Raw genomic sequence first — 17,390 nt, 5'->3', positions numbered from 1 at the left:
CCCGGGGCGGCGGCCGGGGCGGCGGCCGGGGCGGCCGGCGGCGTGGTCGGGTCCTGCGCGCCCGGACGGCTCGGGGCGCTCACCGAACCGTCCGCGTTCCGGGTCGGCAGCGCCTGCGCGCCGTCCGAGGTGACCCGGGTCGCCCCGATGTACTCCCGGGTGTCGATCTTGTCGTAGCGGATCACCGCGCCGGTGTGCGGCGCGTTGATCATGTACCCGCCCCCGACGTAGATCCCGACGTGGTGGATGCTCCGCGGATCGTTCAGGTCCGTCGCCCAGAACACCAGGTCCCCCGGCCGCAGCTGATCGCGCGACGGGTGCGGGCCGGCGTACCACTGGTCGTTCGCCACCCGCGGCAGCGTGATGCCCACGCTGGCGTACGCCGCCTGGGTCAGCCCGGAGCAGTCGAACCGCCCGTTCTGCGAGGGCAGGCCCTCACCGCCCCACAGGTACGGCGTGCCGAGCTTGCTCTGCGCGAAGTAGATCGCCCCCGCCGACTGCGCGGACACCTCCACCGGCGCCGTGGGCGCCGTGAAGCTGCGGGCCATCGCCTGGATGTTCCGCACGTAGCCCTGGGTCTCCTTGTACGGCGGCACCCCGTTGTACCTGGTCACCGCGTACGGGCCGGCGTTGTAGGCGGCCAGCATGTTCGCCTGCCGGTCGCCCGGCACCTTCGCGACGTCCCTCGCCAGCGCGCAGTCGAAGGTCGCCGCCGAGGCGATCGCGTCGAACGGGTCCCAGACGTCCTTCTTCCCGTCCCCGTTGGCGTCCGTCCCGTACGACGCCCAGGTCGCCGGCATGAACTGCGCCATTCCCTGCGCCCCGACGCCCGATTGGGCCTTCGGATCGAATCCGCTTTCCTGGTACAGCTGCGCCGCGAGCATCGGCGGGGAGATCTCCGGACAGAGCGCGCCCCACTGCTGGATCGACGCCTGGTAGGCCGCCGGGACCGTTCCCGGGGAGAGCGCCGCGCGATTGGCCGACGCCTGCGGCGTCCCGCTCGCCGCATACGTCCCCATCGTCACCAGGCCGACGAAACCGACGGCGACAACTCCCGCAGCGGCGGCGGCCGTACCGGCCTTCCGGAGTACCATCAGCACCATCCCGACGAATCGTCAGTCGAAGTGTTCCGGAAGGCGTTGCTCACCGCAATCATCAGAGATACAAAGAGTGAGCGCTATCCTTCGTACGGTGGACATCCTCGCGTACGTGTCCGATGCCTCACGACCAATCCGCGAGAAGTAGCCAAGTCGACATCAGATCTGGCCAAGAATGGGTACCGACCCTTCGCGCGGGCGGGGTCAGGGCCCTTGAATTTGCCTGATCGGGCGGTGAGATGGAAATGAACCTGAGCAGCGTGCACACCTACGCGATCGGCCACCTGGCCGAGGACCCTCCAAAGAAGCCGAATATCGACACCATCATCGGCGGGATCGCCCCGGACTGGGGCCCGTTCGCGACCCTCGGGTCGGAGGCCCGCGTGATGGTCGAGGTCATCATGGCCGTCGCCATCCTGATCTGCCTCGGCATCGCCGTCTGGGGAGCCGCCAAGCAGCGGATCGGTGCGACCGCGATGCGCGACAGCTTCGGCGCCGAACAGGGCAAGGGGCTGATCGTGGCGGGCTTGACCGGCGTGTTCATCATTGGATCACTCGGCACTCTGTTCACCATTGTCTACGGCATGGCGATCTGACGATCGGACAGCAGTAGCGCGCAGTAGCCAGGTCGAACCCCACAGATCGAACCCAGGTCGAACCCCAGGCCCCACCGGGCCCGCCCGGGCCCCACAAGGCCCGACGGGGCCCGTCAGAGGCCAGGCCCCGTCCCCCGACCGCCCCGGGCAGCCCGCGAGCCGTCCACCCCCGTTCCCGCCCTCCGTCCGCGCCCGCCCACGGGCGGAGGGGCCCCGGAGCCACCCGGCTCCCCGCACCAGGAGGGCCGCCGTGCCGTTGTCCGACGACCAGCCGCACACCCGTACGCGGCTGCCGGTCGGCGAACAGCCCTCCTCCCAGCCGAGCCAGCGTCAGGCGCGCCCGATCCGCACCCTGATGACCGTCCTCGCCGTGGTCACCCTCCTCGTCGTGGCCATCTCCATCGCCAACCGCGACAAGCCCGACCCCCGCACCACCGGCCCCTCCGCCGACCGCGCCGCCCCCACCGCGCCCGCCGGCGCCGGCCCCGCCCCCAGCGGCGACCAGCCCGTCGGCACCACCGCCAACGGCATCGGCTCCGGCTACCCGCACACCGACGCGGGCGCGCAGTCCGCCGCCGCCAACTACGCGGTCGCCGTGGGCTCCGCGGACATGTTCCGCACCGACAGCCGGCACACCATCATCGCCACCATCGCCGACCCCGGCGCGGCCCCGGCCCTGCAGACCCGCCTGGACCAGGGGTTCGGCGGCGACACCGCCGCCCGCTACGGACTCGACGCCCAGGGACGCGCCCCCAAGGGCCTCACCTTCGTCAGCCGCACCGTCCCGGTCGGCACGAAGTCCACCGGCTACAACGACGGCGACGCCAAGGTCGAGGTCTGGTGCACCGGCCTCACCGGCCTCGCGGGCGAACACTCCGTCCAGCCGGTGACGACGAACTGGTTCACGCTCACGCTGTCGCTCCACTGGACGGGCAGCGACTGGAAGCTCACCGACTTCACCAGCAAGCAGGGCCCGGCGCCGATGCCCGGAGACCAGCAGGCCGCAACCGCCGAGGAGATCACCGGCGCCGTCCAGCAGTTCGGGGGGTTCCGCTATGCCCGTTGACCAGACCTCGCACAGCACCACCGCACGCCGCGCGGGGGTGCTGGCGGGCGCAGTGGCCACCCTGCAGGTGGCGGCGCTCCTGGCGGCCCAGCGCGTGTTCGCGGAGCCTTCACCAACGGCGACACCGTCCGCCACGCCAACGGGAAGTCCGAGTGCCAACTGCCCGGACCTGCCGATCTCCGGCAACGGCATTCTCTGTGTGGACAAGCCGGGAATCGGCTCGCTCCCCGGGAGCGGGACCGTCGGCAATGTGACGGATCCGCTGGGGTCGTTGGCCAAGGGGTGTGCCCAGGCGGCGGCGTGGGTGGTGCGGAAGCTGTCGGGTGCGATCGACGGGACGACGCAGGTGGACTTCACCAACGCGTCGTTCCTGCAGCAGTACGCGGTGGTGTTCGCCGTGTCGACGGTGGTCACCCTGGTGCTGTGGCTGCTGGCGGTGACGAAGCGGGCGGTGCGGGGGGCGCCGTTGGCGACGGCGTTCTCGGAGGCGATCGGCTTCCTGTGGCTGACCGTGGTGGCGTCGGCGTTCACGCCGTTGATCCTGTACACCGTGGTGAGCGTGACGGACGGGCTGACCAAGGCGATCGCGGTGGGGACGAAGTCGGACACCGGGACGTACCTGGGCGGGTTCGCGGACACCCTGGAGAAGGGGGACGTGGGCGGTGGTCCGCTGATCCTGGTGATCGTGTCGCTGGTGGCGGTGCTGGCGGCTGCGGTGCTCTGGATCGAGCTGTTGATCCGGGCGGCGATGCTGTACGTGGGCGCGTTGCTGGGTACGGCGGTGTACGCGGGCCTGGTGGACAAGCAGCTCTGGAAGCACGTGCGCCGGTGGGCGGGGGTGATGGTGGCGGTGGACCTGGCGAAGCCGATCATCGTGGTCATCCTGGGCCTGGCGGGTGCGGTGGCGACCGGGGCCGGGGCCACCGACGACTTCGCGCGGGTGCTGTCGGGGCTGGCGATCCTCTTCCTGTCGATCTTCGCGAGCGCCGCGGTGTACCGCTTCGTGCCCGGCTTCGGCGACGAGATCATGAACATGCGGCACGCCCGGGCGAGCGCGGTGTCGGCCGGTTCGGCGATGATCAACGGCACCGCGAACCTGATGAAGCAGGGCATCACCACCCACGGCGACCGCGGTCCGCAGGCGGTCGGCGGGGGCGGTGGGGGAGCGGGCGGCGGCTCGGTGGCGCCGGGCATCGCGGCGCACGCCGGCCGGACGCCCGCCCCGCCGCCGCAGGCGGGGCCTCCGCAGGCCCCGGTTCCGATCCGCGACAGCAATCCAGCGAAGGGAGGGTGACGGGTAAGTGAGCAGCGAACCGCTCGGCCAGTACGGGGCCCAGTACGCCCAGCCGTACGTGCACCAGCGCCGCACCTACCTGATCGGCAAGGCCCGCCCGAACGCACCGATCGGCCGGAACCGGGAGTCCGGCGAGATCGTGCTGATCATCTTCGGGGCCTTCCTCGGCATGCTCTGGGGCCTGCTGATGCCGGTCCTGCCGCTGCGGATCGGCGGTCTGGTGGGTCTGCCCGCGCTGGCGATCGCGGCGGTGTACGTGCCGTACCGCAAGCGGACGTTCTACAAGTGGGTGGAGATCAACCGCACCTACCGCCGGACGGTCCGCAGCGGGCGGGCGCTGTGGCGCTCGGACGTGATGGACGCCGGCACCCGGATGGACGGCCGGGAGGTGGAGGTCGGTCCGCCGCCGGGGGTGGGGCGGCTGCGCTGGCTGACCGCGCCGTTCGGGCCGGACGAGGTCGGGGTGCTGATGCACCTGGAGCGGCGGACGGTGACGGCCGCGATCGAGATCGAGGGCCCGGGCGTCGGGCTGCGCGACTCGGAGGACCAGGAGGCGCTGGTCGACCGGTTCGGGACGCTGCTGAAGCACGTCGCCAACGGGGACGGCTTCGTGACCCGGCTGCAGATCCTGGCCCGGACGCTGCCGGCGGATCCGGACGCGCACGCCAAGGACGTGGAGCGGCGCGGTGACCACGACGCGCCGCGCTGGCTGCAGGACTCGTACGACCAGTTGCAGTCGATGGTGTCGACCTCCTCGGAGCAGCACCGGGCGTACCTGGTGGCCTGCATGCACTACACCCGCGACCTGGCCGCGGAGGCGCACGCGATGGGCCGGACGGCCACCGGCCGGCGGGCCCGGGACGACGAGGGGCTGGCGGCCGTGATGGCGCGCGAGCTGACCGACATCTGCGCCCGGCTGGCGGAGGCGGACATCCGGGTGCGCCAGCCGCTGGGCCAGGCCCGGTTGTCCTCGCTGCTGCACTCGATGTACGACCCGGACCACCCGATCGACCACATCCAGGCGATGTCCCGGCGCAACGCCTGGCCGGCCGAGCTGGACGCGACCCACCCGCAGTTCCTGCAGGCGAAGACCCGTGAGTCGGCGACCCGGGAGCCGTGGTGCCACGCCACGGCGTGGGTCAAGGAGTGGCCGCTGACCCCGGTGGGGGTCAACTTCCTGGCGCCGCTGCTGGTGCACACCCCGGACGTGATCCGGACGGTCGCGGTGACGATGGACCTGGAGCCGACGGACGTCGCGATCGAGCGGATGCTGACCGAGAAGACCAACGACGAGGCGGAGGCGAGCCGCGCGGCCAAGATGAACCGCACGGTCGACCCGCGCGACCTGGCGCACACCGGGCGGGTGGACCAGCGCGGTGACGACCTGGCCTCCGGCGCGGCCGGCGTGAACCTGGTCGGCTACATCACGGTGTCCTCGCGCAATCCCGACGCGCTGGCCCGGGACAAGCGGACGATCCGGGCCTCGGCCGGCAAGAGCTACCTCAAGCTGGAGTGGTGCGACCGGGAGCACCACCGGGCGTTCGTCAACACCCTGCCGTTCGCCACCGGCATCCGCCGCTGACCGTTCGGCGACCCCGCCGCCGCACCGCCCGCAGTCCGATCGCTCACCGCCACACCGGCTCACCGCCACACCGGCTCACCGCCACACCGGCCCGCCGTCCAGCCGCCCCACCGACCCGCCCCGGCGGCGTCCGACCACCACCGCCCGCCGACCAGACCAGGAGGCCGCCCATGGCGCTCGGCAACCTCACCGAGGCGTTCACCAGCCTGATGTTCGGCAAGGTGGAGACCACCCGGCTGCCGGTGCGCACGTCCACCGGGCAGGCGCAGGCGGTCTACCTGCCCACCGCCGCACCGGGTCTGGGCGACTCCGGGGTGATCATCGGGCGCGAGGTGTACAGCGGCAAGGGCTACGTCTACGACCCCTTCCAGCTGTACGGTCAGCAGCTGCCGGCCCCGCACTGGCTGGTGCTCGGCGAGTCCGGGAACGGCAAGTCGGCGCTGGAGAAGACGTACGTGCTGCGGCAGCTGCGGTTCCGCGACCGGCAGGTCGTGGTGCTGGACGCGCAGGGCGAGGACGGCGTCGGCGAGTGGAACCTGATCGCCAACGCGTTGGGCATAAAGTCGATCCGGCTGGACCCGATGGCCGCCCGGGACGGCGGCGTGAAGCTCAACCCGCTGGACCCGGCGATCACCCAGACCGGCCAGCTGTCGCTGCTGCGCACCATCGTCGAGGTGGCGATGGGGCGGGGTCTGGAGGAGCGGGCCGGGTTCGCCCTGAAGGCCGCGCACGCCCACGTGGTGGCCTCGGTGACGGACCGCCAGCCGGTGCTCGACGACATCATCGACACCCTGCGCAGCCCCGAGCTGTCCTCGGTGGAGTCGCTCGGCGTGGCGGTGGACGAGGTGCAGTCCTGGGGCCTGGACGTGGCGCTGGTGCTCGACCGGCTGGTCGACGGCGACCTGCGCGGCATGTTCGACGGCCCGACCACCGAGGGCATCGACCTGGACGCGCCGCTGATCGTCTTCGACCTCTCGCACATCGACCGCAACTCCATCGCGATGCCGATCCTGATGGCGATCGTCGGCGTGTGGCTGGAGCACACCTGGATCCGCCCGGACCGGAAGAAGCGCATCTTCCTGGTCGAGGAGGCCTGGCACATCATCAACAGCCCGTTCGTGGCCCAGCTGTTCCAACGGCTGCTGAAGTTCGGGCGTCGGCTCGGCCTCTCCTTCGTCGCGGTGGTGCACCACCTCTCGGACGTGGTGGACGGCGCGGCGGCCAAGGAGGCGTCGGCGATCCTGAAGATGGCCTCCACCCGGACGATCTACATGCAGAAGGCCGAGGAGGCGCGGGCGACCGGCCGGGTGCTCGGTCTGCCGCGCTGGGCGGTGGAGATCATCCCCACACTTTCGCCGGGCATCGCGGTCTGGGACGTCAACGGCAACGTCCAGGTGGTCAAGCACATCATCACCGAGACCGAGCGGCCGCTGGTCTACACCGACCGTGCGATGACCGAGGACGCGGTGGCCGAACGGGACCGTGCTGAGCGGCAGTTGGCGGCCGAGCCGGGGGTCTGAGCCGCTTCGCCGGGGTGGCCGGCGGCCGGCCCGGGCGGCCCGCGGGGGCGGGCGCGGAGGCCGGTTCCCGGGCGCCGGCGTCGCCCGGACGGCGACGGTTCGTCAGGAGGTAATCCTCTCGTTACGTTCAACGTCCTGACAGCTACGCGCGTTGACCCTAGGCTTCACAGGCGCAACACATCGCCCGAACGCCCGGTCCAGTCCACAACCGGCGCTCCTCCTCCAAGGTGCAGGGGACCCTCTCATGCTCACCGTCAGATCCCGCCGTGCGGCGCTCGCCGTCGTCGCCGCCGCTGGTCTGTTCGGCACGGTGGCCGTGCCGACGGCCGCTCAGGCCGCCGACGCCAAGCGTCACAAGACCGTCAACCTCCAGCTGCTGGCGATCAACGACTTCCACGGCAACCTGGAGCCCCCGGCCGGCTCGTCCGGCACGATCAAGGAGATCGACCCGGCCACCGGCAAGGAGGTCGCGACCCCGGCCGGCGGCATCGAGTACCTGGCCACGGCGCTGCGCCAGGCCCGGATCCCGGCCGACGACTCGATCACCGTCGCGGCCGGCGACATCGTCGGCGCCAGCCCGCTGACCTCGGCGCTCTTCCACGACGAGCCGACCATCGAGGCGATGGACAAGCTCGGCCTGGACGTCACCTCGGTGGGCAACCACGAGTTCGACGAGGGCGCGGCGGAGCTCCTGCGGATGCAGGAGGGCGGCTGCCACCCGACCGACGGCTGCTACGAGCCGGGCCGCACCTTCAAGGGCGCCAACTTCAACTACCTGTCGGCCAACGTCACCGACGAGAAGACCGGCAAGCCGCTGCTGGCCCCGTACTGGGTGACCAAGTCCCAGGGCGTGAAGGTCGGCTTCATCGGCGTCACCCTGGAGGGCACGCCGAACATCGTGACCGCCGAGGGCGTCAAGGGCCTGAAGTTCGCCAACGAGGTCACCACGATCAACAAGTACGCCGCCGAGCTCAAGGCGAAGGGCGTCAACTCGATCGTCGCGCTGATCCACGAGGGCGGCTACCCGGCGAGCAGCGTCTACAACTACGACTGCGGCCCGGCCGGCCAGGGCATCTCCGGCCCGATCGTCGACATATCCAAGAAGCTCGACCCGTCGATCGGCGCCATCGTCACCGGCCACACGCACAACGCGTACGCCTGCACCATCCCCGACCCCAACGGCGTGCCGCGCTCGGTCACCAGCGCCGCCTCCTTCGGCCGCCTGTACACCGAGATCGACCTCAAGCTCGACAAGACCACCGGCGAGATCGTGCGCCCCTCGGTCAAGGCCGAGAACCACGTGGTGCGCCGCACCGTCGAGAAGGCGCCCGACATGACGGCGCTGATCGACCACTACTCCAAGCTCGCCGCCCCGATCGCCAACCGTCCGATCGGTTACATCGGCTCGGACATCAACGGCCGCGGCAACAGCGACCTGGAGAAGCCGCTCGGTGACCTGATCGCCGACGCGCAGCAGGAGGGCCTCGCCGCCGCCGACAAGGGCGGGGCGCAGCTCGCCTTCATGAACCCCGGCGGCATCCGCTCCGACCTGGTCTACAAGGCCACCGGCGCCGAGGGCGACGGGGTGGTGACCTACGGCGAGGCGTTCACCGTCCAGCCGTTCACCAACATGATGCAGGTCAAGACGCTGACCGGGGCCCAGCTCGTGCAGCTGCTCCAGCAGCAGGTCAGCGGTGCCAACCTGGCCGCGCCGAAGATCCTGCAGGGGTCCGCGGGCCTGAAGTACACCCTGGACATGCGCAAGACCGGTGCCGACCGGGTCCTCGTCGACACGATCCGGCTGAACGGCGCGCCGATCGACCCGGCCGCCAAGTACCGCGTCGCGGCCAACGAGTTCCTGGCCGGCGGCGGCGACGGCTTCCCGGCCTTCGCGGCCGGCACCGACAAGCTCGTCGGCGCCTCCGACCTGGACGTCTTCACCGCCTACCTGGGTGCCCACAGCTCGGCGGCCTCGCCGCTGAAGGCCCCGGCGCAGGACCGGATCAAGGTCATCGGCCCGGGCAGCGACATCGACTGACCGTGAGCCGGCACAGGACGGGCGGGGCGCTGTCGGGGCGCCCCGCCCGTCCTGCTTTCCCGCCTACTCGGGGGCCGGCCCGCCCGGCAGCCGGACGGTCGCCAGGGCGCCGGGACCGCCGTCCCCGGCCGCGCCGAGCGACACCTCGCCGCCGGCCTCCCGCACGCTCTGCGCCACGATCGACAGCCCCAGGCCGGAACCGGGCAGCTGCCGGGAGGACGGCGAGCGCCAGAACCGGTCGAACACGTACTGCAGTTCGTCCGGGGGGATGCCCGGACCGTGGTCCCGGACGGTCAGCACGCCCTGCCGGAGCCGGACCTCGATGGTGCCGCCCGGCGGGCTGTACTTGACGGCGTTGTCCAGCAGGTTGATCACCGCCCGTTCCAGGGCGGCGGCGTCGCCGTGCACGAACCAGGGGTCGGTGGCCGTCTCGAAGACCAGCCCCGGCCCGCGCAGCTTCGCCCGTTCGACGGCCCGGCCCGCGATCTCGTGCAGGGCGACCACCGTCGGGTTGTGGACCGGTTTGGGGGAGTCCGGGCGGGACAGCTGCAGCAGGTCGCCGATCAGCACGGTGAGCTCCTGCATCTGCGCCTTCATGTTGCCCAGCAGCTTGGTCTTGGTCGCCGGGGGCAGCGGGCGGCCGGTGTCGTTGCTGCGGATCAGCAGGTCCACGTTGGTGCGCAGCGAGGTCAGCGGCGTCCGGAGCTCGTGGCCGGCGTCCGCGATCAGCCGGGTCTGCCGCTCGCGGGAGTTGGCGAGGGCGGTGCTCATGGAGTTGAAGGAGGTCGACAGGCGGGCGATCTCGTCGTCCCCGTGCACCGGGATGGTGGTGCCGACCTCCTCGGTGCGGGCGATGTGCTCGACGGCGTCGGTGAGCTGGTCGACCGGCTTGAGGGCGGAGCGGGCGACCAGCCGGCCGGCGATGGCGGCGAGCGCGATGCCGCCGAGCGCCACCCCGCCGAGGATGAAGGCGAGCTTCTGGAGCGAGTCCTCGACGGGCTGGGTGGAGGTGGCGACCATGACCAGCGCGGTCGGGTACCCGCTGACCTCGGAACCGGCGGCGCTGATCCGGACCATGGCCGGGGTGCCGTTGGTGTAGTGGCCGTCGCGGATGATCGACTGTCCGGGCTTCAGGTGCAGGGCGTTGCTGTCGCTCGACTCGACCATGATCGCCCTGCTCGCGCTCATCGGCAGGCACACCAGCGGCGTGCTGGTCGGGCTCAGCAGGACGTACTGGGTGTCCCGCGGGACGGGGGCGCCGACCGGGGGCTGCCGGCCGTTGCTCTGGACGTTCCGCAGGGCCGTCTGCGGGGTGGAGGCGCAGTCGTTGCTGCTGATCGGGGGCAGTTGGATCCGGATGTTCTGGAGGTCGCTGCGGACCAGCCCGTAGAGCTGCTTCTCCACGATGAACCAGCACGCCAGCGCCGACAGCGCGATGGCGACGGCCACCGCCGCGGCGCTGAGGAAGATGAGGCGGCTGCGCAGCGAGCGGGAGCGCAGCCAGAGGGCGAGGCGCCGGTGCCGGGAGGAGCGCGGCGGGACCAGCGGAGGGGGAGGAACGGTGCTCACGCCGTGGCGCCGGCGGCCGGGCGCAGGGCGTAGCCGACGCCTCGTACGGTCTGGATGAGGCGCGGCATGCCGCCCTGCTCGGTCTTGCGGCGCAGGTACATCACGTAGACGTCCAGGGAGTTGGAGGAGGGCTCGAAGTCGAAGCCCCAGACCGCCTTGAGGATCTGTTCGCGGGTGAGGACCTGGCGGGGGTGGGAGAGGAACATCTCCAGCAGCATGAACTCGGTGCGGGTGAGTTCGACGGGCCGGCCGGCCCGGGTGACCTCGCGGGTGGCGGTGTTCATCCGCAGGTCGGCGAAGGCCAGCACCTCGCTCTCGTCCTCGGCGGCGGCGCGGGCGGCGGCCTCGGTGGCGAGGGCGTTGCGGCGGAGCAGGGCGCGGACGCGGGCGAGCAGTTCGTCGAGCTCGAAGGGCTTGGCGAGGTAGTCGTCGGCGCCGACGTCCAGGCCGGTGACGCGGTCCCCGACGGCGTCGCGGGCGGTGAGCATCAGGACCGGGACGGTGTCGCCGCGGGAGCGCATCCGGCGGACGGCGGTGAGGCCGTCCATGCGCGGCATCATGATGTCCAGCAGGACCAGGTCGGGCTTGTCCCGTTCGACGGACTCCAGCGCCTCGTAGCCGTCGGTGGCGGTGGCGACCTCGTAGCCCTCGAAGGCGAGGCTGCTCTCCAGGGCGTCCCGGAGGGCGGGTTCGTCGTCGACCACGAGGAGCCGGGCGGAGGGGTGGCCGGCCTCGGCGGGGGTGCGGTCGTCGGCGGACGGGGTCATGGGCGGCTGCCCTTTCTCGTCGGGTGGAGGGCCTGCTGGAGCGGTGGTCCGTCGTACAGGGTCCTACAGGTTCTGGCCGGCTTCGAGCTTCGGCAGGACCTGCTTGATGTCGTTGATGGGGATGGAGAAGCCGAGGCCGACGCTGCCGGCGGTGCCGCCGCCTGCGGTCGAACTGGTGCCGCTGGGGGCGTACATGGCCGAGTTGATGGCGATGACCTGGCCGTTGGCGTTGATCAGCGGGCCGCCGGAGTTGCCGGGGTTGAGGGCGGCGTCGGTCTGGAAGGCCTTGTAGGTGGTGGTGCTGCCGCTGTTCTGCTGCGGGAGGCTGCCGCGCAGGCCGGGCAGGGAGGGGAAGCCGAAGCCGCCGTTGCTGCTGGTGCTGCCCTCGTCGAGCTGGACGGTGACGTCGCGGTTCTCGGCGCTGATGATGCCGGAGGTGACGGTGCCGGTGAGGCCGTCGGGGTTGCCGATGGCGACGACCGGGTCGCCGACGGCCACGGCGGAGGAGTCGCCGAGGGTGGCGGGGGTCAGGTTCTTGGCGCCGGTGGCGGTGATCACGGCGACGTCGAGGGACTTGTCGGTGCCGGTGACGGTGGCCTGGGCGGTGGAGCCGTCCTTGAAGGTCACGGTGATCGGTCCGCCGTCGGCGGCGGTGTCGATGACGTGGTAGTTGGTGAGGATCCGGCCGCTGCCGTCGAGGACGACGCCGGTGCCGGTGGCGGTGCCGCCGGCGCCCTTGACGGTGATCTGGACGACGCTGGGCGAGACGGCGGCGGCGATGGCCGGGACGTCGGCGCTGCCGTCGGAGCGGGCCGCGACGGGGCTGACGACGGTGCCGGTGCGGGCGCCGGAGGTGTGCTGGTCGGTGGCGACGACCCCGCCGGTGACACCGCCGAGGACGGCGGCGACCGCGGCGACGGCGGTGACCAGGACGACCCGACCGCGGAGCAGGCCGCGGCGGGCCCGGCGGCCGTGCCCGCCGTGGTCGCCGGGCTCGCCCGGCCGGCCCGCGGTGGGCGGCTCGGGGGGCATCGGCGGGGGCGGCGTGGGGGTGTCGAAGCCGCTCGTGGAGTGGTCCTCGCGGTAACCGTAGGCGGTCGCGTCGGTGCTGCTGCCGAGGACGGTGCCCTCGACCACGCGGGGCTCGTACGGGCCGTACTGCTCGCTGTGGTGCCGCTGCTGTTCGCTCATGCCGACCAAGCTCCGCCCGGTGCATGAGGATCGGATGAGAACCGGATCAGAAGGGCCCGAGAAGCCCGTTGGGTTCTCATAAAGCCTGGTCAGGTGGTGTCCGGCGGCCGGTGGAGCGGAGCCCGCTACTCCGCTTCGGCGGCCGCGGCCGGTGCGGCGCCGTTGCAGCCGCAGGACCGGCGGATCACCAGGCGGGACGGGAACTTGCGGACCCGCTCGGTGTCCGAGCCGGGCACCATCAGCGAGTCGTCGAGCACCAGGTCGACGGCGGCCCGGGCCATCGCGTCCCGGTCGGAGGCGACGGTGGTGAGCGGCGGGTCGGCGAGCGCGGCCTCGGGCACGTCGTCGAAGCCGGCCACCGCGAGGTCCTCGGGGACCTTGAGGCCGACCTCGCGGGCGGCCCGCAGCACGCCGATCGCCTGGTCGTCGGTGGAGCAGAAGATCGCCCGCGGCCGGTCCGGGGAGCGCAGCACGCCGAGCGCGACCTCGTAGGCGCCGTAGCGGTGGAACGGCGCGTCGATCAGGTGGGGTTCGGTGGGCAGGCCGTGCGCGTCCATGGCGCGCTGCCAGCCCTCGACGTGGTCGATGACCGGGTCGCCGGGGGCGGGGGACTCCACCGGGCCGCCGAAGCAGGCCACGTACGGGTGCCCGTGCTCCTCCAGCAGGTGGCGGACGACGGCCTCGGCGCCGCCCACGTCGTCGGTGACCACGGCGACGTCGTCGATGGCCTCGGGCCGGCGGTGCAGCAGCACCACCTTGGCGCCCTCCATCGCGGCGAACTCCTCGGCGGCGCGCTGCGAGGGGCCCTGGCTGACCAGGATCAGGCCGGAGACGCGCATCCCGAGGAAGGCGCGGACGTAGTGCACCTCGCGGTCGTCCACGTAGTCGGAGTTGCCGATCAGGACGAGCTTGCCGCGTTCGGAGGCGGCCCGTTCCACGGCGTGCGCCATCTCGGCGAAGAAGGGCTGGCGGGCGTCCGGGACGACCATGCCGATGAGGTTGGTCCGGCGGGAGGCCATCGCCTGGGCGACGCTGTTCGGCCGGTAGCCGAGCTGCTCGATCGCCGCGAGGACCTTCTCCCGGGTCGCGGGCGCGACCGGGCGCGGCCCGTTGTTGATGACGTAGCTGACGACCGCGGTCGAGGTACCAGCCAGCCGGGCTACATCGTCGCGCGTCACTTTGGCCACGGGGGGAGTCTACGCGGGTGGCGTCCGCGTCGGCAGTGGGACCTGGGGCTGCCTGCGGGTGGACGACGGGTGCCCGGGGGGCGAACCGGACAAGCCGGGCGGGGGCGGCCCGCCCGGCCGGCCGGTCAGGACTCCAGCTGCGCCGCGGGGCGCTGGGCGAGCTCCGGGCGCTCTCCCTTCTCGGGCTTCTCCGGGACGACGAAGCGGTAACCGACGTTGCGCACGGTGCCGATCAGCTGCTCGTGCTCGACGCCGAGCTTGGCGCGCAGCCGCCGGACGTGCACGTCCACCGTCCGGGTGCCGCCGAAGTAGTCGTAGCCCCAGACCTCCTGCAGCAGCTGCGCCCGGGTGAAGACCCGGCCCGGGTGCTGGGCGAGGTACTTGAGCAGCTCGAACTCCTTGAAGGTGAGGTCGAGCGCCCGGCCCTTGAGCTTGGCGGAGTAGGTGGCCTCGTCGACCGAGAGGTCGCCGTTGCGGATCTCCATCGGGCTGTCGTCGGTGGTGACCTGGAGCCGGCCGAGGGCCAGTCGCAGCCGGGCCTCGACCTCGGCCGGTCCGGCGGTGTCCAGCAGGACGTCGTCGACGCCCCACTCGGCGGTGACGGCGGCCAGGCCGCCCTCGGTGAGCACCAGGATCAGCGGGCAGCCGATGCCGGTCGAACGCAGCAGCTGGCAGAGGCTGCGGATCTGCGGCAGGTCGCGCCTGCCGTCGACCAGGATGACGTCCGCGCTGGGGGTGTCCACGAGGGCGGACCCCTCGGCGGGCGCCACCCGGACGTTGTGCAGCAGCAGGCCGAGGGCCGGCAGCACCTCCGCGGAGGGCTGCAGTGCGTTGGTGAGGAGGAGGAGAGAACTCATACCCGGTAGTCCCCTTTCCGGGTCGTCGCGGTCGCGTTGCGGCTGCCGCCACAGCCGGATGGCGCACGTGCTGAAGTGAGGGGGAGGTCGGGCGCCGGGGACGCACCGGGGGATCGGCCGGAGCGCAGGACGTGGCGCGCGGGCCGGGGGTCCCGCAACCCCTGGCGCACCGTTTCTGCCCTGCTCATCCCGCGAACCCTCCGGTCTGGTCCGGCTCCGGGCGGCGGCCCGGGTGCCGGGTGGCGACGCCCCGGCCGGCCCGGGCACGTCGTTGTGCCGGGTGAGGCGGGGCGGTCCCGCGATGCGCCGGGGGTGGACCGACGAATCGCACGAACGTCCGTACTGGCGTCCTGAAAGCACAAAAGGACCCGGGGGCGACTCTGCCCGGATCCCTCTTGGACGTCGAGGATAGCCGAAGGCCTCCCGCACCGGGAGGGCTCGAATCCGGCGGTTGGGCGATTTCGGGCGCGCGCCGGGTGAGCCTGGACACAGCTTCGAGCGGTCCTCCGCGGCCGCGGGGCCAGGGCGATTGCCGGTCGCGGCGGCGGACACGCCATCATGGGACGCACATCGGCGGTGCCGCGCGGGTCCACCTTTCGGGTGATCGGGCGGCGGTTCCGGTGGTGGGCCGGACCGGGGCACCGGGGCCGGGCGAGGACGACGAGAAGGGGTGGCCCCGATGGGTGCGACCACCGAGCCCGCGAGCGGCGCCCGGGTGCGCGGGACGATCCGTTACTGGGCGGCCGCGAAGTCCGAGGCCGGACTGGCCGAGGAGCCGTACGACGCGGCGACCCTGGCGGAGGCCCTGGCGGCCGTCAGGGAGCGGCACGCGGACCGGCCGAAGCTCGTCCAGCTGCTCGGGCACTGCTCGTACCTGGTCGACGGCGCGCAGGTCGGCGGCCGGGACCACACGACCGTGGCCCTCACCGAGGGCGGCACGGTCGAGGTGCTGCCGCCGTTCGCGGGAGGCTGAGCGCCGTGACGGACATGAACGACGCCAACCACGCCGCGCCCGGCGAGTGGCCGCAGCAGCCCCGGCAGCCGCAGCCCGCCGACCCGCAGCACGACCCGCAGCACGACCCGCAGTACGGGCAGCAGCCGTACCCGCAGCCGTACCCCCAGGGGCAGCAGCCCCGGGCGGTGTACGGGCAGCAGCCGTACCAGCAGCAGCCCTACCCGCAGGGGCAGCAGGAGCCGTACGGGCAGCAGCCGTACCCGCAGGGGCCGTACCCGCAGGCCCAGCCGGGGCAGCAGCCGTTCCAGCAGGCCCCGCAGGCCCAGCAGCCGTACCCGGCGGGACGGCACCGGCAGCCGCAGCCGCAGCCCGACGCGTACCCGCACTCCCGGCCTTACCCGCAGCCGCAGCCGTCCTACGGCCATCCGGGGTACGGGCAGGCCCAGGTGCCGCCCGTCGACGACGCGGCGACGACGCTGCTGCCGCCGGTGCCCGCGATGGACGACGCGGCGGCGACCACCCTGCTGCCGCCGGTCCCGCCGATGGACGACGCGGCGGCGACCACCCTGCTGCCGCCCGTGCCGGCGATGGACGACGCGGCGGCGACCACGCTGCTGCCCCCGGTGGGCGGTGCCGGCGCGCCGCCGGTCGCCCAGACGCCCGCCCGGCCCCTCGCGCAGCCGCAGCCGCAGCCGCAGCCGCAGCAGGCGCCGCGCCTGGACCAGCCGACCATGACGCTCAAGCGCCCGGCCGCCCCCGGCGGGCCGGCCGGCGCCCCCGCCGTGCCGCCGTACGCGGCCGTGCCGGCGCAGCCCGCGCCGCCCGTGCAGCCGCCGGCGGCCGCCGGCCCGGCGGGCCGGACCGGTTCGCCGATCATCGACCCGGGCCTGCAGCCCGCGCTGATCACCGCCGGCGCGGCCGCGCTGCTGGCGGGCGGGGCCGCGCTCGGCCAGGTGGGGCTGGCCCTGGTGGTCGTGCTGCTCCAGGTGCTGACGGCGGCCGGCTGGTTCCGGCTGAACGGCATGTGGCCGGCCCGCCAGGGCATCGCGCTGGCCGCGCTGGCCGGGTTCACCGCGGACGCGGCCGTGCTGCTGGCGGACGCCGACAACGGCGTCGCGGCGGTGGTCGGGACGCTCGGCGGGTTCTTCCTGCTGGTCCTGGTGCTGCAGACGTTCCGCCCCTCGGACCCGAAGGAGCGGTTCTATGCGCTGACGGTGCTCGGCTCGGCCACCGTGGTGACGGCCCTGTGCACCACGCTGCTGCTGGCCGACTGGGTGCCGGCCGGGGTGGGTGCGGTCGCACTGGCCACCGTGCTCGCCGCGGCGCCGCTGCCCGGTCCGAAGCAGCTGGGCCCGGTGCTGGGCCTGGTGGCGGCCGTGCTGCTGGGGCTGCTGGTGGGCGCGCCGCCGGCGCTGGGGGTGCTGGCCGGGCTGGGTGCGCTGGTCGGCCGCCGGGTCGCGGCGTACGACTTCCCGTCCCGGTTCGTGCACATGACGGCGGGGGTGGCGCTGCCGCTGACGGTGGCCTCGCCGCTGATCTGGATGGCCACCGACCTGCTGGCCGGCTGACCCCCGCCCGCGCGGTTGCCCGGCTCCTGGGCCCGCCCGCCCGTGGGCCCTCCCGTCCCGCCCCGGAACCATGCTCCGGGGCGGGACGTCGTACGGTCGTGCG

Annotated in this window: 14 protein-coding genes; 8 read left to right on the top strand and 6 right to left on the bottom strand. The window is 72.9% G+C overall.

The features are described 5' to 3' along the window. Positions 1–1,094: bifunctional lytic transglycosylase/C40 family peptidase (locus AB0N04_RS33660; protein WP_363365636.1), on the bottom strand; the 1,094-nt coding region annotated here is incomplete at its 3' end. A 248-nt stretch (positions 1,095–1,342) separates the two neighbouring features. Between AB0N04_RS33660 and AB0N04_RS33655 the strand changes: the two genes are divergently transcribed. The 6 genes from AB0N04_RS33655 (at position 1,343) to AB0N04_RS33630 (ending at position 9,193) form a co-directional block, all read left to right on the top strand. Beyond that, positions 1,343–1,693 (top strand): hypothetical protein, encoded by a 351-nt coding sequence (locus AB0N04_RS33655; RefSeq protein WP_360214969.1) that lies wholly within the window; start codon positions 1,343–1,345, stop codon positions 1,691–1,693. A 250-nt stretch (positions 1,694–1,943) separates the two neighbouring features. Next, entirely contained in the window at positions 1,944–2,759 is an 816-nt protein-coding gene (locus AB0N04_RS33650; protein WP_360214972.1) for a hypothetical protein, read from the top strand. 52 nt (positions 2,760–2,811) lie between these two features. Further along, on the top strand, positions 2,812–4,053 hold the full coding sequence (locus AB0N04_RS33645; protein ID WP_360214975.1) for a hypothetical protein: 1,242 nt from the start codon (positions 2,812–2,814) through the stop codon (positions 4,051–4,053). Between the two features lie 7 nt (positions 4,054–4,060). Further along, positions 4,061–5,635, top strand: a complete 1,575-nt coding sequence (locus AB0N04_RS33640; protein WP_360214978.1) for an SCO6880 family protein — start codon at positions 4,061–4,063, stop codon at positions 5,633–5,635. Positions 5,636–5,805: 170 nt separating this feature from the next. After that, positions 5,806–7,155: an ATP-binding protein gene (locus tag AB0N04_RS33635; protein ID WP_360214981.1), complete on the top strand. Its 1,350-nt coding sequence runs from the start codon at positions 5,806–5,808 to the stop codon at positions 7,153–7,155. Between the two features lie 244 nt (positions 7,156–7,399). Further along, positions 7,400–9,193, top strand: a complete 1,794-nt coding sequence (locus AB0N04_RS33630; RefSeq protein WP_360214984.1) for a bifunctional metallophosphatase/5'-nucleotidase — start codon at positions 7,400–7,402, stop codon at positions 9,191–9,193. Between the two features lie 63 nt (positions 9,194–9,256). Here the strand turns inward: AB0N04_RS33630 and AB0N04_RS33625 are convergent, their stop codons facing one another. The 5 genes from AB0N04_RS33625 to AB0N04_RS33605 form a co-directional block, all read right to left on the bottom strand. Continuing rightward, entirely contained in the window at positions 9,257–10,762 is a 1,506-nt protein-coding gene (locus AB0N04_RS33625) for a HAMP domain-containing sensor histidine kinase (RefSeq protein ID WP_360214987.1), read from the bottom strand. Further along, the gene (locus tag AB0N04_RS33620; RefSeq protein WP_360214990.1) at positions 10,759–11,529 is read right to left on the bottom strand and encodes a response regulator transcription factor; all 771 of its coding nucleotides are present in this window, start codon (positions 11,527–11,529) and stop codon (positions 10,759–10,761) included. Before AB0N04_RS33620 ends, AB0N04_RS33625 begins: the two co-directional genes overlap by 4 nt. A gap of 63 nt (positions 11,530–11,592) precedes the next feature. Further along, the gene (locus tag AB0N04_RS33615) at positions 11,593–12,720 is read right to left on the bottom strand and encodes a trypsin-like peptidase domain-containing protein (protein WP_360214993.1); all 1,128 of its coding nucleotides are present in this window, start codon (positions 12,718–12,720) and stop codon (positions 11,593–11,595) included. Between the two features lie 125 nt (positions 12,721–12,845). Further along, on the bottom strand, positions 12,846–13,907 hold the full coding sequence (locus tag AB0N04_RS33610) for a LacI family DNA-binding transcriptional regulator (RefSeq protein WP_360214996.1): 1,062 nt from the start codon (positions 13,905–13,907) through the stop codon (positions 12,846–12,848). A gap of 125 nt (positions 13,908–14,032) precedes the next feature. Next, entirely contained in the window at positions 14,033–14,764 is a 732-nt protein-coding gene (locus AB0N04_RS33605) for a response regulator transcription factor (RefSeq protein WP_360214999.1), read from the bottom strand. Between the two features lie 679 nt (positions 14,765–15,443). Between AB0N04_RS33605 and AB0N04_RS33600 the strand changes: the two genes are divergently transcribed. Both AB0N04_RS33600 and AB0N04_RS33595 read left to right on the top strand, forming a co-directional pair. Beyond that, entirely contained in the window at positions 15,444–15,737 is a 294-nt protein-coding gene (locus AB0N04_RS33600) for a MoaD/ThiS family protein (protein WP_360215002.1), read from the top strand. Positions 15,738–15,742: 5 nt separating this feature from the next. Then, the gene (locus AB0N04_RS33595; protein ID WP_360215005.1) at positions 15,743–17,287 is read left to right on the top strand and encodes a hypothetical protein; all 1,545 of its coding nucleotides are present in this window, start codon (positions 15,743–15,745) and stop codon (positions 17,285–17,287) included. Positions 17,288–17,390 lie beyond the last annotated feature (103 nt).

This window comes from Kitasatospora sp. NPDC051702 (assembly GCF_040681575.1).
Taxonomy (GTDB): domain Bacteria; phylum Actinomycetota; class Actinomycetes; order Streptomycetales; family Streptomycetaceae; genus Kitasatospora.
The sequence above is the reverse complement of the archived record's forward strand: the minus strand, read 5'-3'. Positions and strand labels throughout refer to the sequence as shown.

Bases quoted from the DNA above. Each gene is read 5' to 3' on its own strand.
- AB0N04_RS33655 (WP_360214969.1), top strand. From the start codon at position 1,343: ATGAACCTGAGCAGCGTGCACACCTACGCGATCGGCCACCTGGCCGAG.
- AB0N04_RS33635 (WP_360214981.1), top strand. From the start codon at position 5,806: ATGGCGCTCGGCAACCTCACCGAGGCGTTCACCAGCCTGATGTTCGGC.
- AB0N04_RS33630 (WP_360214984.1), top strand. From the start codon at position 7,400: ATGCTCACCGTCAGATCCCGCCGTGCGGCGCTCGCCGTCGTCGCCGCC.
- AB0N04_RS33620 (WP_360214990.1), bottom strand. From the start codon at position 11,529: ATGACCCCGTCCGCCGACGACCGCACCCCCGCCGAGGCCGGCCACCCC.
- AB0N04_RS33615 (WP_360214993.1), bottom strand. From the start codon at position 12,720: ATGAGCGAACAGCAGCGGCACCACAGCGAGCAGTACGGCCCGTACGAG.
- AB0N04_RS33605 (WP_360214999.1), bottom strand. From the start codon at position 14,764: ATGAGTTCTCTCCTCCTCCTCACCAACGCACTGCAGCCCTCCGCGGAG.
- AB0N04_RS33600 (WP_360215002.1), top strand. From the start codon at position 15,444: ATGGGTGCGACCACCGAGCCCGCGAGCGGCGCCCGGGTGCGCGGGACG.